The 14,157-nt window shown below is 37.7% G+C and carries 12 protein-coding genes and 5 tRNA genes; 1 reads left to right on the forward strand and 16 read right to left on the reverse strand.

All coding sequences use genetic code 11. The features are described from left to right. Nucleotides 1-54 precede the first annotated feature (54 nt). From rpoB to ACPUVN_RS14720, 8 genes are all read right to left on the reverse strand, one after another. A complete protein-coding gene (rpoB, locus tag ACPUVN_RS14685) occupies nt 55-4,083 on the reverse strand; it encodes a DNA-directed RNA polymerase subunit beta (protein WP_426359584.1) in 4,029 nt (1,342 codons plus the stop codon). A gap of 204 nt (nt 4,084-4,287) precedes the next feature. After that, nucleotides 4,288-4,650, reverse strand: a complete 363-nt coding sequence (gene rplL, locus ACPUVN_RS14690; RefSeq protein WP_426359583.1) for a 50S ribosomal protein L7/L12 — start codon at nt 4,648-4,650, stop codon at nt 4,288-4,290. 100 nt (nt 4,651-4,750) lie between these two features. Next, the gene (gene rplJ / locus ACPUVN_RS14695; protein ID WP_426359582.1) at nt 4,751-5,245 is read right to left on the reverse strand and encodes a 50S ribosomal protein L10; all 495 of its coding nucleotides are present in this window, start codon (nt 5,243-5,245) and stop codon (nt 4,751-4,753) included. 305 nt (nt 5,246-5,550) lie between these two features. Further along, nucleotides 5,551-6,246: a 50S ribosomal protein L1 gene (gene rplA, locus ACPUVN_RS14700; RefSeq protein ID WP_426359581.1), complete on the reverse strand. Its 696-nt coding sequence runs from the start codon at nt 6,244-6,246 to the stop codon at nt 5,551-5,553. A gap of 3 nt (nt 6,247-6,249) precedes the next feature. Continuing rightward, a complete protein-coding gene (gene rplK, locus ACPUVN_RS14705) occupies nt 6,250-6,678 on the reverse strand; it encodes a 50S ribosomal protein L11 (RefSeq protein ID WP_426359580.1) in 429 nt (142 codons plus the stop codon). A 270-nt stretch (nt 6,679-6,948) separates the two neighbouring features. Further along, nucleotides 6,949-7,563 carry a transcription termination/antitermination protein NusG gene (nusG, locus tag ACPUVN_RS14710; protein WP_426359579.1) on the reverse strand — a complete coding sequence of 205 codons (615 nt, stop codon included), beginning with the start codon at nt 7,561-7,563 and terminating at the stop codon, nt 6,949-6,951. Nucleotides 7,564-7,566: 3 nt separating this feature from the next. Beyond that, a complete protein-coding gene (secE, locus tag ACPUVN_RS14715) occupies nt 7,567-7,947 on the reverse strand; it encodes a preprotein translocase subunit SecE (protein ID WP_426359578.1) in 381 nt (126 codons plus the stop codon). Nucleotides 7,948-8,033: 86 nt separating this feature from the next. Then, a tRNA-Trp gene (locus ACPUVN_RS14720) sits at nt 8,034-8,110 on the reverse strand. Between the two features lie 306 nt (nt 8,111-8,416). Between ACPUVN_RS14720 and ACPUVN_RS14725 the strand changes: the two genes are divergently transcribed. Further along, entirely contained in the window at nt 8,417-9,046 is a 630-nt protein-coding gene (locus tag ACPUVN_RS14725) for an OmpA family protein (protein WP_426369316.1), read from the forward strand. A 505-nt stretch (nt 9,047-9,551) separates the two neighbouring features. Here ACPUVN_RS14725 and tuf read toward each other — a convergent pair. The 8 genes from tuf to murB form a co-directional block, all read right to left on the reverse strand. Then, nucleotides 9,552-10,736 carry an elongation factor Tu gene (tuf, locus tag ACPUVN_RS14730; protein ID WP_426359576.1) on the reverse strand — a complete coding sequence of 395 codons (1,185 nt, stop codon included), beginning with the start codon at nt 10,734-10,736 and terminating at the stop codon, nt 9,552-9,554. A 70-nt stretch (nt 10,737-10,806) separates the two neighbouring features. Next, a tRNA-Thr gene (locus tag ACPUVN_RS14735) sits at nt 10,807-10,882 on the reverse strand. A gap of 15 nt (nt 10,883-10,897) precedes the next feature. Next, nucleotides 10,898-10,972 (reverse strand) — tRNA-Gly (locus ACPUVN_RS14740). Nucleotides 10,973-11,000: 28 nt separating this feature from the next. Beyond that, nucleotides 11,001-11,085, reverse strand: a tRNA-Tyr gene (locus ACPUVN_RS14745). Nucleotides 11,086-11,129: 44 nt separating this feature from the next. Further along, nucleotides 11,130-11,205 (reverse strand) — tRNA-Thr (locus ACPUVN_RS14750). Nucleotides 11,206-11,376: 171 nt separating this feature from the next. Next, complete coding sequence (locus ACPUVN_RS14755; protein ID WP_426359575.1) at nt 11,377-12,105, reverse strand: type III pantothenate kinase; 729 nt, start codon at nt 12,103-12,105, stop codon at nt 11,377-11,379. Further along, a complete protein-coding gene (gene birA, locus ACPUVN_RS14760) occupies nt 12,102-13,085 on the reverse strand; it encodes a bifunctional biotin--[acetyl-CoA-carboxylase] ligase/biotin operon repressor BirA (RefSeq protein WP_426360525.1) in 984 nt (327 codons plus the stop codon). The genes ACPUVN_RS14755 and birA overlap by 4 nt, the downstream gene beginning before the upstream one ends. Then, nucleotides 13,072-14,103: a UDP-N-acetylmuramate dehydrogenase gene (gene murB, locus ACPUVN_RS14765; RefSeq protein ID WP_426369317.1), complete on the reverse strand. Its 1,032-nt coding sequence runs from the start codon at nt 14,101-14,103 to the stop codon at nt 13,072-13,074. Before murB ends, birA begins: the two co-directional genes overlap by 14 nt. Between the last annotated feature and the right edge of the window lie 54 nt (nt 14,104-14,157).

A 14,157-nucleotide genomic window follows, 5' to 3' on the forward strand; every position in this document is an offset into this window, starting at 1 on the left:
TACCCTCTCCATGTACTAACCTTTATAACAAAAAGCCAGCAAATCAGTTATTTGCTATTCTTGGTCTAATTCGATGTTAATACCTAACGAACGAATTTCTTTCAACAATACGTTGAATGACTCAGGAATACCTGGTTCCATACGATGATCACCATCTACTAAGTTTTTATACATCTTAGTACGACCGTTAACATCATCTGATTTAACTGTTAGCATTTCTTGTAGAGTATATGCAGCACCGTATGCTTCTAGTGCCCATACTTCCATCTCACCAAAACGCTGTCCACCAAATTGTGCTTTACCACCAAGAGGTTGTTGCGTAACAAGTGAGTATGAACCAGTAGAACGTGCATGCATTTTATCATCAACTAAATGGTTTAGTTTCAGCATGTACATGTAACCTACAGTCACTGGACGTTCAAATTCACGACCTGTACGACCATCAGTTAATGTAAATTGTCCACTTTCTGGCATATCTGCTAGTTTGAATAGCTCTTTAATTTCTTTTTCTGCTGCACCATCAAATGCTGGTGTTGCAATTGGTAAGCCTGCACGTAAGTTACCTGCTAAACGCATAACTTCGTCATCAGAGAAGCTTGCAATATCAACTACCTGACGAGATTCACCCACGTTATAAACTTCTTGTAGGAAGTTACGTAACTTATGGATCTCTTGCTGTGCTTCTAACATGCGGTTGATTTTCTCACCCACACCACGAGCAGCCATACCTAGATGTGTTTCTAATATCTGACCGATGTTCATACGCGATGGAACACCTAGTGGGTTCAATACAACGTCTACTGGAACACCATGTTGGTCATAAGGCATATCTTCAACTGGTACAACGTTTGAAATAACACCTTTGTTACCGTGACGACCAGCCATTTTATCACCAGGCTGTATACGACGTTTAACGGCTAAGTATACTTTAACAATTTTAAGTACACCTGGAGCTAGATCATCACCTTGAGTGATTTTACGACGTTTAACTTCAAATTTCTTATCGAAATCTGCTCTAATCGTTTCGTATTGTTCTGCAATTTGCTCTAATTCAGACTGTTGTCCTTCATCAGATAAATTCTGAACTAACCACTTGTCACGAGTCATACCATTTAAGTCAGCTTCATTTAAACCAGCTGATAATAATAGTTTCTTCGCACGTGCATAAATACCATCTTCTAAAATGCTAAATTCATCGCCAAGATCTTTCTTAACTTCTTTTAATTGCATTTCTTCGATTTCAACAGCACGTTTATCTTTTTCAACACCATCACGAGTGAATATTTGAACATCGATAATTGTACCTGAAACAGAATTTGGAACACGTAGCGAGCTGTCTTTAACGTCAGCTGCTTTTTCACCAAAGATTGCACGTAATAGTTTTTCTTCTGGTGTTAATTGTGTTTCACCTTTAGGTGTTACTTTACCTACAAGGATATCGCCGCCATTTACTTCAGCACCAATATATACAACACCAGCTTCATCAAGTTTAGATAATGCAGATTCACCAACGTTAGGAATATCAGAAGTAATTTCTTCTGAACCTAATTTAGTATCACGAGCAATACAAGTAAGCTCTTGGATATGAATCGTAGTAAAACGATCTTCTATCGCAACGCGCTCAGATAACAACATTGAATCTTCGAAGTTGTAACCATTCCAAGGCATAAATGCGATACGCATATTTTGACCTAGTGCTAACTCACCCATATCTGTTGATGGGCCATCGGCTAATACATCACCACGTGTTACAGGTTCATCCATACGACACACTGGACGTTGATTGATACATGTATTTTGGTTAGAACGTGTGTATTTGGTTAAGTTATAAATGTCTATACCAGCTTCACCAGCTACCATTTCATCTTCATTAACTTTTACAACGATACGTGATGCATCTACGTAAGTTACAACACCACCACGTTTAGCAACTGCAGTTACACCTGAGTCAACAGCAACAATTTTTTCCATACCTGTACCAACAAGCGGTTTATCCACTTTCAATGTTGGAACAGCTTGACGTTGCATGTTCGATCCCATTAATGCACGGTTAGCATCATCGTGTTCTAAGAACGGGATTAAACTTGCAGCAACTGAAATAATTTGTTGTGGCGATACATCCATATACTGAACTGAATCAGCAGCTTTCAATGTAAATTCGTTTTTGTAACGACAAGGTACATGCTCTTGCGTTAAACGATTGCCTTTATCTAATTCAGCATTTGCTTGAGCGATAACAAAGTTACCTTCTTCAATTGCTGATAAATATTCAATATTATCTGTTACAACACCATCAACTAACTTACGGTATGGAGTTTCTAAGAAACCATAGTCGTTTGTTCTTGCATAACAAGACAATGAGTTGATTAGACCAATGTTTGGTCCCTCTGGAGTTTCGATTGGACATACACGACCATAATGGGTTGGATGTACATCTCGAACTTCAAAGCCTGCACGTTCACGAGTTAAACCACCCGGACCTAAAGCAGAAATACGACGTTTATGTGTAACTTCTGATAATGGATTGTTTTGATCCATAAATTGTGAAAGTTGTGAAGAACCGAAGAATTCTTTAACGGCAGCAGAAATAGGCTTAGCGTTAATTAAATCTTGTGGCATGATCGCATCTAAGTCACCAAGACTTAAACGTTCACGAACAGCTCTTTCTACACGAACTAGACCAACACGGAATTGGTTTTCAGCCATTTCACCAACACTACGGATACGACGGTTACCAAGGTGATCGATATCATCAACCTCGCCTTTACCATCACGTATGCCGATCAGTGTTTGCATTACTGAAATAATATCTTCTCTTGATAAGATACCATCACCAACTTCGTCAGCGTTACCAACACGACGGTTGAACTTCATACGACCAACTGTAGATAAGTCGTAACGTTCTAATGCAAAAAACAAGTTATTAAATAATGTTTCTGCCGCGTCTTTTGTAGGTGGCTCGCCAGGTCTCATCATACGGTAAATTTCTACTAACGCTTCTAAACGGTTAGTTGAACTATCTACACGTAATGTGTCTGACATATATGAACCAACATCAAATTCGTTCATATATAAAGTAGAGATTTTTTTATGACCAGCTTGGCTTAACTCTGCTAATAACTCTAATGTTAATTCAGCATTTGCTTCAGCAATAACTTCGCCAGTAGATTCGTCAATGTATGCTTTAGATAAAACTTTACCAACAATGTATTCTGCTGGAACGTCTAATGTCGTTAATTTAGCTTTCTCTAAAGAACGGATATGACGAGCAGTAATACGACGACCTTGCTCAACAAGTACTTCGCCTTTACCGATAATTATATCGAACGTCGCAGTTTCACCACGTAAACGTTCTGGCACAAGCTCCATTACAAGCTTATCGCCTTTGATTTGATACGATGTAGTATCGTAAAAAATATCTAAAATTTCTTCAGTAGAATATTCTAATGCACGTAATAAGATTGATGCTGGTAATTTACGACGGCGATCAATACGTACAAATAAGTTATCTTTTGGATCGAATTCAAAGTCTAACCATGAACCACGGTAAGGAATAACGCGTGCGTTATATAACACTTTACCTGATGAATGCGTTTTACCTTTATCATGATCGAAGAATACACCTGGAGAGCGATGTAATTGAGAAACAATTACACGTTCTGTACCGTTAATAACAAATGTACCGTTATCTGTCATTAATGGGATTTCGCCCATATATACTTCTTGTTCTTTAATATCTTTTACCGTACCAGCTGCAGCTTCTTTATCGTATACAACTAAACGAAGCTTCACACGCAAAGGAGCAGAATAAGTTACACCACGGATTTGACATTCTTTAACGTCAAATAATGGTTCACCTAAACGGTAACTAACATATTGTAATTCTGAACTACCAGAATACGCTTTAATTGGAAAGATAGAACCAAACGCAGCCTCTAGGCCTGTTTCACCTGTCGGATCAATATCTATAAACTTGCGGAAAGATTCTAATTGGATCGATAACAAAAATGGATAATCCATTACTTGTACACTTTTACCAAAATCCTTTCTAATTCGCTTCTTCTCAAAATATGAGTAAGCCATGGGTTTCCTCAGCTAGCTGGTTATGACCGAACTGCCTAAATACATTCGTATGTGGCAGAGTATTACAGTGACATCTACGTCTAGACGTCAATAATGCACTGTGTTGATTTTATTATAAAACCATTTTCTTTAGCGCAAAAAGGCCGGTGATTTTTAAATCACCAGCCATTGCCTTTTCAGGCAAACAATCTGTTTAAAAACAGATTATTTGATCTCTATAGAAGCACCAGCTTCTTCAAGAGCTTTCTTAAGCTCTTCAGCTTCAGCTTTTTCTACGCCTTCTTTTACAACGCCAAGAGCTTCAACTAAATCTTTAGCTTCTTTAAGGCCTAAACCTGTAGCGCCACGAACAGCTTTGATTACTGCAACTTTCTTCTCACCGAAGCTAGTCATAACTACGTCAAATTCAGACTGCTCTTCAGCAGCTTCACCTGGACCAGCAGCAGCTGCAACAGCAGTAGCAGCAGATACGCCGAATTTTTCTTCCATTGCTTCAACTAGAGCAACTACATCCATTACTGACATGTCAGCAATAGCGTTTAGGATATCGTCTTTAGAAATAGACATTATAAATTTCCTGTTTAAGTAACAATCTTATGATTGTTATAAATAACTAAAAATACAAAAAGTGCAAATTGTTCTCTTATTTTTAAGAGGTAGACAATTTTTAAGCAGCTTCTTGCTCTTTCTGATCGCGTACTGCAGCAATCGTGCGGCATAATTTGCCAGCAGATGCTTCTTTCATCGCGCTCATTAAACGTGCAATTGCTTCGTCGTATGTAGGTAGCTTAGCTAATACATTTACGTCTACAGCGTTACCTTCAAATGCTGCTGCTTTTACTTCAAACTCTGGATTTTTCTTCGCAAAGTCTGTAAATAAACGCGCTGCTGCACCTGGATGCTCGTTTGAAAATGCAATTAACGATGGACCAACTAATGTGTCAGAAACACATTCAAAGTCAGTACCTTGTAAAGCGCGACGTGCTAATGTATTACGGATAACTTTCATCCATACGCCATTTTCACGAGCTTCTTTACGTAAAGTCGTTATTGCTTCAACTGGAACACCGCGTGAATCTGCGACTACAGCTGATTGAGCGCCTTTAGCAGCTTCTTGAACTTCAGCAACAATTGCTTTTTTGTCATCAAGATTGATAGCCATTGGCTTTAACTCCTGGTTCACCGGCAATAAAAAACCGGTATTTACTATCCCTAAAAATATAAGCTAACGCTCATAATCTCTAGGCCGTTACGGCGAGGACCAGAATTTGGAAATACTGGGTAATCACCATCTACGTAGGTAAAAATTAAGCTAAGTATTAACAAAGCGCCTACGGTCTTTGACGAGGTTGTTTACAATTAATTAAAATTAAAAGTTAACAACATCTACCAAATTTTAAGGGGCGAGATTATAGTTTATAATCTCCCCCTTGTAAAGCAGCTATAAAATAGATGCTTTGAAAAAAATTATGCTGTTAAACTAGCTTGGTTAACGGTTACACCGGCACCCATTGTAGTTGATACAGAAATTTTCTTGATGTACTGACCTTTAGCATTTGCTGGTTTAGCTTTTTTCAAAGCTTCCAATAATGCTTCAAGGTTTTGTTGTAACTGTGCTTCTTCAAAATCAGCTTTACCAATAGTAGTATGGATAATGCCGTTTTTGTCATTGCGGTAACGAATTTGACCAGCTTTTGCATTGTTGATTGCAGTTACTACGTCTGGAGTTACAGTTCCAACTTTAGGGTTAGGCATTAAGCCACGCGGACCTAAAATCTGACCTAATTGGCCAACAACGCGCATAGCGTCTGGAGTAGCGATTACAACGTCAAAGTTCATTTCGCCTTTTTTAACTAACTCAGCTAAATCTTCCATACCAACAATGTCAGCACCAGCTTCTTTAGCTTTTTCAGCGTTAGCGCCTTGTGTAAATACAGCAACACGAACATCACGACCAGTACCATTTGGTAATACTGTTGCGCCACGTACGTTTTGATCAGATTTACGTGCATCGATGCCTAAGTTTATAGCAACATCTACACTTTCACGGAACTTAGCAGTAGCAAATTCTTTTAATAAAGTAATTGCTTCGCTGATTTCATATTCTTTTAATACGTCTACTTTTTCACGGATAAGACGAGCGCGTTTTGATAATTTAGCCATTGATTAGTCCTCTACCACTAAACCCATTGAACGAGCAGAACCCGCAATGGTACGCACTGCAGCTTCAAGTGAACCAGCAGTTAAATCAGGTTCTTTAGTCTTAACGATTTCTTCAAGTTGTGCTGTTGTAACAGTACCAACTTTATCTGTGTTAGGACGGCCTGAACCACTTTTAATACCAGCCGCTTTTTTCAATAAGAAAGAAGCAGGTGGAGTTTTTGTTTCAAATGTAAAAGAACGATCGTTGTATACAGTAATTACTACTGGAACTGGAGCGCCTTTTTCTAATGAATCTGTTTTTGCGTTAAACGCTTTACAGAATTCCATTATATTAACACCATGTTGACCTAGTGCAGGACCAACTGGCGGTGACGGATTAGCTGCACCAGCAGCAACCTGTAGCTTGATTAAAGCTTGGACTTTCTTAGCCATTTTTCAATACCTTTAGTGTGGGTTCTAACGCTAATTATTATTTAAACTAGCTCCCCGTTATAAAAATACCAATCTTTTTTTAAGCCCAATTACTTGACCTTAAAAAAAATCGGCAGCGGATTATATATTAAACAACCAGCTTGTTTCAAGTGATTTATACTTTAGATTTATTTTTAAGCAGATTTGGAGAGGTAGGATGAAATTTTTATTACTAAAAGCAAAAAACCAAAGCTAAGCTTTGGTTTTTTATAATCTTACGAGAGCTAAGGTTTAACCTTTCTCTACTTGACCGAATTCTAAATCTACTGGTGTAGAACGACCAAAAATAAGTACTGAAACTTTAATACGGTTTTTCTCGTAATCAAGTTCTTCAACTACGCCATTAAAGTCTGCAAATGGTCCGTCAATAACACGGATAACTTCGCCTGGCTCAAATAATGTCTTAGGCTTAGGCTTATCTGTATCTTCTAAACGTTGAAGTATACGGTCAGCTTCTTTTTGTGTAATAGGTGCTGGTCGATCACTTGTACCACCAATAAAACCTAATACACGTGGCACACTTTTAACTAAATGCCATGCTTCTTCATCCATCGCCATTTGTACTAATACATAGCCAGGGAAAAATTTACGAGAACTTTTACGTTTTTGTCCTGCACGCATCTCTACTACTTCTTCAGTAGGTACTAAGATTTGACCGAACTTGTCTTGGATCTCATTAATTTCAATATGTTCAAGAAGCGTTTTTTGTACTCGTCCTTCATAACCAGAAAAGGCTTGTACTACATACCAACGTAAATGACTTCTTCGTTCAATTTCAGCCTTTTCAGCTGCGATTTCTTCTTCGCTTGGAATATGTTCTTCGTCGTTAATAATTTCTTCAGTCATAATTTAAACCTGTAAGCCAGTAATAAAGCCAACAACCCAGAATAATACTGAGTCTAGACCCCACATAATAATAGACATGATAAGTGTTGCCACTAATACGATAGCCGTTGTTTGAATAGCTTCTTGACGAGTTGGCCATACAACTTTACGTATTTCTGTTTTTGATTCTTTAGCAAAAATAACCGCTGCGCGACCTTTTTCAGTTTGCATAGCGATTAATCCAGCGATTGCTATAGCAACAACTACACCAATTGCACGATAAAGAACTGACTCTTCACCAAAGATATAATTTCCTGCAACTGCACTTGCTAATATAATGAGAACTAATGCCCATTTCAAAAAATCTAAAGAACCGCTAGGTTGGCTTTCAGTACTTGCGTTCATATTCTTAACCTGTAATTACGCGTCTAAACTAAGACGAAACAACCTCATTTGAGGTTTTACTTCAAACATTTTCATGTTTATTAATTTGGCAGGGGTAGAGAGATTCGAACTCCCAACCGTCGGTTTTGGAGACCGCTGTTCTACCAATTGGAACTATACCCCTATCATATTCAACATTTACTGTTAAATAGCTGCACTTATCGAGTGTTTCTTAGTTAGTTTGGAAATAAGAGAGACTCTAGAAGTGAGGCGCTATTATACTCAGACGTGTATTTTACTCAAGGGATATTTTAACTAACTAAAACATTAACGTTCAGCTTGGGTTAATGTTAATTACAATAAAATGTTATTGTTAGTCGTTATTAAAGATAAACTCAATAAAATGGAACTATTAACACTATAATGTTCTTAATATTTAAGTGGTTATTGAGTCGTTTCCCTGTGTTATTTATTAGTCTAGAGGTTCCAAATGCAATTTAAAAAATCTATCATTTCTGCTATTACCCTTTCTTTGATCATTTCTGGTTGTGCAACAACAAACGCTGGCAAAGGTGCAGCTATAGGTGCTGTAGCTGGTGCTGTGTTAGGTAAATCAACAAGCAACCACAAAGATAAGCGTTTAATTTGGGGCGCAGCAATAGGCGCAATTGCAGGTGCTGCAGTTGGTGACTATATGGATAAACAAGAAGAAGAGTTTAGAGAAGAACTTTCAGGTTCTGGTATCGAAGTGATCCGAGAAGGTGATAATATTCGTTTAGTTATGCCTTCAAATATTACGTTTGCGACAAGTCAGTCTTATATTACTTCAGGTTTTCACGCGACATTAAATGATGTGGCTAAAGTATTAATCAAGTTTGATAAAACATTATTAAGTATTGAGGGTCATACGGATAGCCAAGGTAGTAGTGAATTTAATCAAACCTTATCAGAAAAAAGAGCGATGAGTGTTAGAAACTATCTGACTCAACAGAGTATTATGGAGTCTCGATTAAAAGTAACAGGTTTTGGTGAATCAATGCCTTTAGTTGATAATTCAACTGAAAAAAATCGTTCTTTAAACCGTAGAGTAGAAATTCAAATTATTCCAAGCCAAGCGTAGTATTTATAACGCACCTCTCGTACATAATTTATAAAAGAGCATCTAGGTGCTCTTTTTTATGCTCTAGTAAAAATAATAAGACTAAATGCTTTAGCAGCTTACATTAATCCAACCATTTTTAGAGAGTACCTTTCGGTAGATAATTCCCTCATGAACCTAGTATGAATTACTTATTACAAAGACCTAACCAACACTAATCACTTTTCTTTAGGCAATAAAAAAGAGCACCGAAGCGCTCTTTTTTTGATTTAGATGTTTATCTAAATCAAGACTTTCTCAAATGAGAATTAAGCCATAATCTTAGATACAACACCAGCACCTACAGTACGACTCTCAGCTTCGTTGCAGAGCAACTCGCCAAAATCACTAAAAACTGTCCATGAGGACACTTTTCTTAACGCATTTTGTCATCACGGATGATCCGTGAAGATAGTCGTACTTAAATTTTACATAAAAAAAAGGCCGCAAAAGCGACCTTTATAAACAGCTTATCGATTAAACGATATTAAGCTATGATTTTAGATACTACACCAGCACCTACAGTACGACCACCTTCACGGATAGCGAAGCGTAAACCTTCGTCCATCGCTACTGGGTTGATTAGCTCAACAACAAACTTAAGGTTGTCGCCTGGCATTACCATTTCAACACCTTCAGGAAGCTCTACAGCACCTGTGATATCTGTTGTGCGGAAGTAAAACTGTGGACGGTATCCTTTGAAGAATGGAGTATGACGACCACCTTCATCTTTACTTAACACGTATACTTCTGATTCGAATTTAGTATGAGGTGAAATTGAACCAGGCTTACATAATACTTGACCACGTTCTACGTCTTCACGCTTAAGACCACGTAAAAGAACACCACAGTTCTCGCCCGCACGACCTTCGTCAAGAAGCTTACGGAACATTTCAACACCAGTACAAGTTGATTTTTGTGTATCACGGATACCAACAACTTCTACTTCTTCGCCTACTTTGATGATACCGCGCTCAACACGACCAGTAACAACTGTACCACGACCAGCGATTGAGAATACATCTTCGATAGGCATGATGAATGCACCATCAATTGCACGCTCTGGCTCTGGAATGTATGTATCTAACTGGTTAGCAAGTTCGATTACTTTAGCTTCCCACTTTTCTTCGCCTTGTAGCGCGCCTAAAGCAGAACCTTGAATTACTGGTAAGTCATCACCTGGGAATTCATATTCAGAAAGTAGTTCACGGATTTCCATTTCTACTAATTCTAATAACTCTTCATCATCAACAACATCACATTTGTTCATGAATACGATGATGTATGGCACACCAACTTGACGAGATAATAAGATGTGCTCACGTGTTTGTGGCATAGGACCATCTGTAGCAGCAACTACTAAGATAGCACCATCCATTTGTGCAGCACCAGTGATCATATTTTTGATATAATCGGCATGACCAGGACAATCTACGTGTGCGTAGTGACGTACTTCTGTATCATATTCGATGTGAGAAGTATTGATTGTAATACCACGCTCACGCTCTTCTGGAGCATTATCGATTTGTGCGAAATCTTTAACTTCACCACCGTGAACTTTCGTTAATACCGCAGAGATTGCAGCTGTTAACGTTGTTTTACCGTGATCAACGTGTCCGATTGTACCAACGTTTACATGTGGTTTGTTACGTTCAAATTTTGCTTTAGCCATTTTAAAATACCTTGGGTAGATTAACAAAAGTTTAATGGTTTAAGATAAGCAAATAGAAGTAATCTTTGAATGGTGCTGATAGGCAGATTCGAACTGCCGACCTCACCCTTACCAAGGGTGCGCTCTACCAACTGAGCCATATCAGCATTCGATTTAAAGATTGGAGCGGGTGGCGGGAATCGAACCCGCTTCATCAGCTTGGAAGGCTGAGGTAATAGCCAGTATACGACACCCGCTAAATTCTATCTGTTCATCCTGTAAAATTGGTGGAGGGAGGTGGATTCGAACCACCGAAGGCTGAGCCGTCAGATTTACAGTCTGATCCCTTTGGCCACTCGGGAACCCCTCCAAATTCTTACTTACTCTTTATCCGTATAAAATAAAAAGTACTAATGGTGCCGACTGCCGGAGTCGAACTGGCGACCTACTGATTACAAGTCAGTTGCTCTACCAACTGAGCTAAGTCGGCACTACATTAAGTGGAGCGAATTCTAGAGTAATGTTTTCCAGCTTGCAATAGAAAAAAACAAAAAGTTTGATGTTTTTTTATCTTTGTCCAAGGTTTAACTCAGGTTTGATGTTTTTTTATTCACATTGCACTAGTTTGGTGTAAATAAATCGAAGCTACACACCTTATTCACTATATAGAGTAACGCTTTAACCCTTCAAAAATAAGATCGTCAATTATGCTGACTTTTGAAGCATCACTGATGATAAAAGGCAATATACGCTGAGCATTACCTCCTAATAAAATACAGTGCTGAATATTATGTAAATCTTCCGCTTCTTTAATGGCTGAATTTATCATGGTAATTGTGGCAGCCCATGCGGCATTATTAACACATTCAGATGTACTTTTACCTAAACCAATATTTGTAGTGCTACTTACTTCAAACTTAACTTTTGATGTGTTTGTTGTTAACTGCGCAAGCATTAAATCTATACCTGCTAATATTAAGCCACCTTGATGTAGTCCTTTTTCATCTAATACATCAAAGGTTGTCGCGGTACCTGCATCAATAACAGCAACGCCTGATTTTGGAAAAAGTATTGATGCACCTATTAATGTAAGCCAACGATCTACACCTAAGGATTTAGGCTCTTCATAGCTATTTGTGATACCAAAACGCTGCTTTTCACTTTCTATAAAATCAACAGTCTTGTTATTAGCCATTGCCCACGTTGAAATAAGTTCAGTTAATAGACCTGTTTTAACACTACCAATAATAACTTTACTCGCATCACTCCAATACTCACTTAACCATAAAAGTGTTATTTGGCTATTTTCAATGACAATACGTTGATTCTTACCCGTTGTTTCTATTAAGCACTTAGTACGAGTATTGCCTATGTCTACTAATACAATCATCTCGTACCTCGTAAACTGACTTCACCGCCATAAATAACTTTGAGCTCTTTGTCTACTTCTAGTAACAAAGCACCTTGTTCGTTAATACCTTTGCATATGCCATGTGTTTCATTCTTACCTGTAATTAACCTTACGGGTTGATCGTAAAAATAATCGAGTTCATTCCATTCATTAACCACATTAGCTAAGCCTGAAGCTTTATGTTGTTCTAAGCGAGATGCTAAACTTTTAATGATCTCAGCCACTAATTCGTTTCTATTAATGTTAACGGAAGTATGGCGTTGTAAGTCAGTCCAAGGTTGATCAACTTTCTCACCACTTTTATCTGGCATATTTAAATTCAAACCAATACCTATAACGGCATGGCAAGGCTCGTTTGGTGTCCCTTCTAAATCAATTAAGATACCCGCGAGTTTTAATCCGTTGATATAGATATCGTTCGGCCACTTTAATTGAACATTAATTTTATATAATGAAGCAATTGCATCACTTATCGCTAATGCGACAATAGTGTTCAATCCCATAGCAGCAGTCATACCTTGGGGTAATAACCAATACATAGACATATAAATATGAGAGCCAAATGGTGAAATCCATTGTCGCCCTCTTCTACCACGCCCTGAACTTTGATATTCAGCAATACATACCTGACCGTTTTGAACATGGTTAGGTATACGACGCATTAAATAATCATTAGTTGAATCAATAATGTTATGTATTTCTACAGGGCTATGAACGTTGTTAGCCACTAACTTTTGTAAAATAAAGTTTTTGTCTAATAATTCGATAGGTGCAACAAGCTTATAGCCTTTACCTGTAACCCTGAAAATATCTAACCCCATTTCAGCAAGGCTATTTATCTGTTTTGATATTGCTGTACGACTTACGCCCAGTTCATCACCCAGTATTTGACCTGATACAAATTCACCAGCAGCTAATTTATTTATCAGTAGTTCTTTTATCGCCTTAGCCATTTTTATACTCTGTTAAGTTGTACTCGCCTTTCGAAAAAACAGCTCGAACTTCAGGCTCTAAAGTAATATTGAATTGCTCTTCAACTTGCCTTCTTATATATAAAGCCAAATCTGCAATATGTTTACCTGATGCAGCTTCATAATTTACAATCACTAAAGCTTGTTTTTCATGTACCCCAACACCATTTACTTTGTAACCTTTCAAACCGGCTTGTTCAATTAACCACCCTGCTGCAATTTTTACCTTATTATCAGCTTGAGGATAACTAGGCATAGTAGGATGTTTGCTTTTTAAGGCTTGCCATCGCTCATATTCAATAACAGGGTTTTTGAAGAAACTACCTGCATTAGGCAGTTTGTAAGGATCAGGTAATTTAGATTGGCGTACTTTGATCACTGCATTCATTACATCTTTACTTGAAGCAGATGCAGGTAAGTGATCTAAACCTGCATACGATAAATTAGCAGACCACTTTTTAGGGAAACAAAAGGTCACGCTAATTATTAAGCCTTTATTCTTTAACTTTTTTTTAAAAATACTTTCTCGGTAAGCAAATCCACAGTCTTTGTGTTGATATTGGATAACACTTTGAGTTTCGAAATCAAACCATAATACTTCTTGGCAGTATTGCGCTAACTCTACACCATAAGCTCCGATGTTTTGTACTGGGGCTGCACCGACACTACCAGGAATAAGGGCTAAATTTTCTAAGCCATTAATTCCACGTTCGATACAAAATCCAACAAACTCATGCCAGTTCTCACTTGCTGCCGCTTTAACAATAGTACAATCAGCCTGTTCATCTATTTCAATGCCTTTAAATTCGGGCTTTATAATAATAGGTGATTCATTTTCGACAAGTAAGGTATTAAAACCTTCGCCTAAAATATAAAAAGAAGATAAGCCTAAAGTCGACAATGTGATTAAATCATCAATACAACTAGGGAAATAAGCTATAGGAGCTATAGATTCAACATTGAAGCTGTTGATTTTTTTTAGGGAAAAATTAGATATTGTTTTCATTTAGCTATTTTACATATAACGCCAATTTTTAGCAGCGTTAATTTCTAACTATTA

Origin of the sequence: Pseudocolwellia antarctica (genome assembly GCF_049933045.1) — a bacterium.
GTDB lineage: Bacteria > Pseudomonadota > Gammaproteobacteria > Enterobacterales > Alteromonadaceae > Pseudocolwellia.

Bases quoted from the DNA above. Each gene is read 5' to 3' on its own strand.
- rpoB (WP_426359584.1), bottom strand. From the start codon at position 4,083: ATGGCTTACTCATATTTTGAGAAGAAGCGAATTAGAAAGGATTTTGGT.
- rplL (WP_426359583.1), bottom strand. From the start codon at position 4,650: ATGTCTATTTCTAAAGACGATATCCTAAACGCTATTGCTGACATGTCA.
- rplJ (WP_426359582.1), bottom strand. From the start codon at position 5,245: ATGGCTATCAATCTTGATGACAAAAAAGCAATTGTTGCTGAAGTTCAA.
- rplA (WP_426359581.1), bottom strand. From the start codon at position 6,246: ATGGCTAAATTATCAAAACGCGCTCGTCTTATCCGTGAAAAAGTAGAC.
- rplK (WP_426359580.1), bottom strand. From the start codon at position 6,678: ATGGCTAAGAAAGTCCAAGCTTTAATCAAGCTACAGGTTGCTGCTGGT.
- nusG (WP_426359579.1), bottom strand. From the start codon at position 7,563: ATGACTGAAGAAATTATTAACGACGAAGAACATATTCCAAGCGAAGAA.
- secE (WP_426359578.1), bottom strand. From the start codon at position 7,947: ATGAACGCAAGTACTGAAAGCCAACCTAGCGGTTCTTTAGATTTTTTG.
- ACPUVN_RS14725 (WP_426369316.1), top strand. From the start codon at position 8,417: ATGCAATTTAAAAAATCTATCATTTCTGCTATTACCCTTTCTTTGATC.
- tuf (WP_426359576.1), bottom strand. From the start codon at position 10,736: ATGGCTAAAGCAAAATTTGAACGTAACAAACCACATGTAAACGTTGGT.
- ACPUVN_RS14755 (WP_426359575.1), bottom strand. From the start codon at position 12,105: ATGATTGTATTAGTAGACATAGGCAATACTCGTACTAAGTGCTTAATA.
- murB (WP_426369317.1), bottom strand. From the start codon at position 14,103: ATGAAAACAATATCTAATTTTTCCCTAAAAAAAATCAACAGCTTCAAT.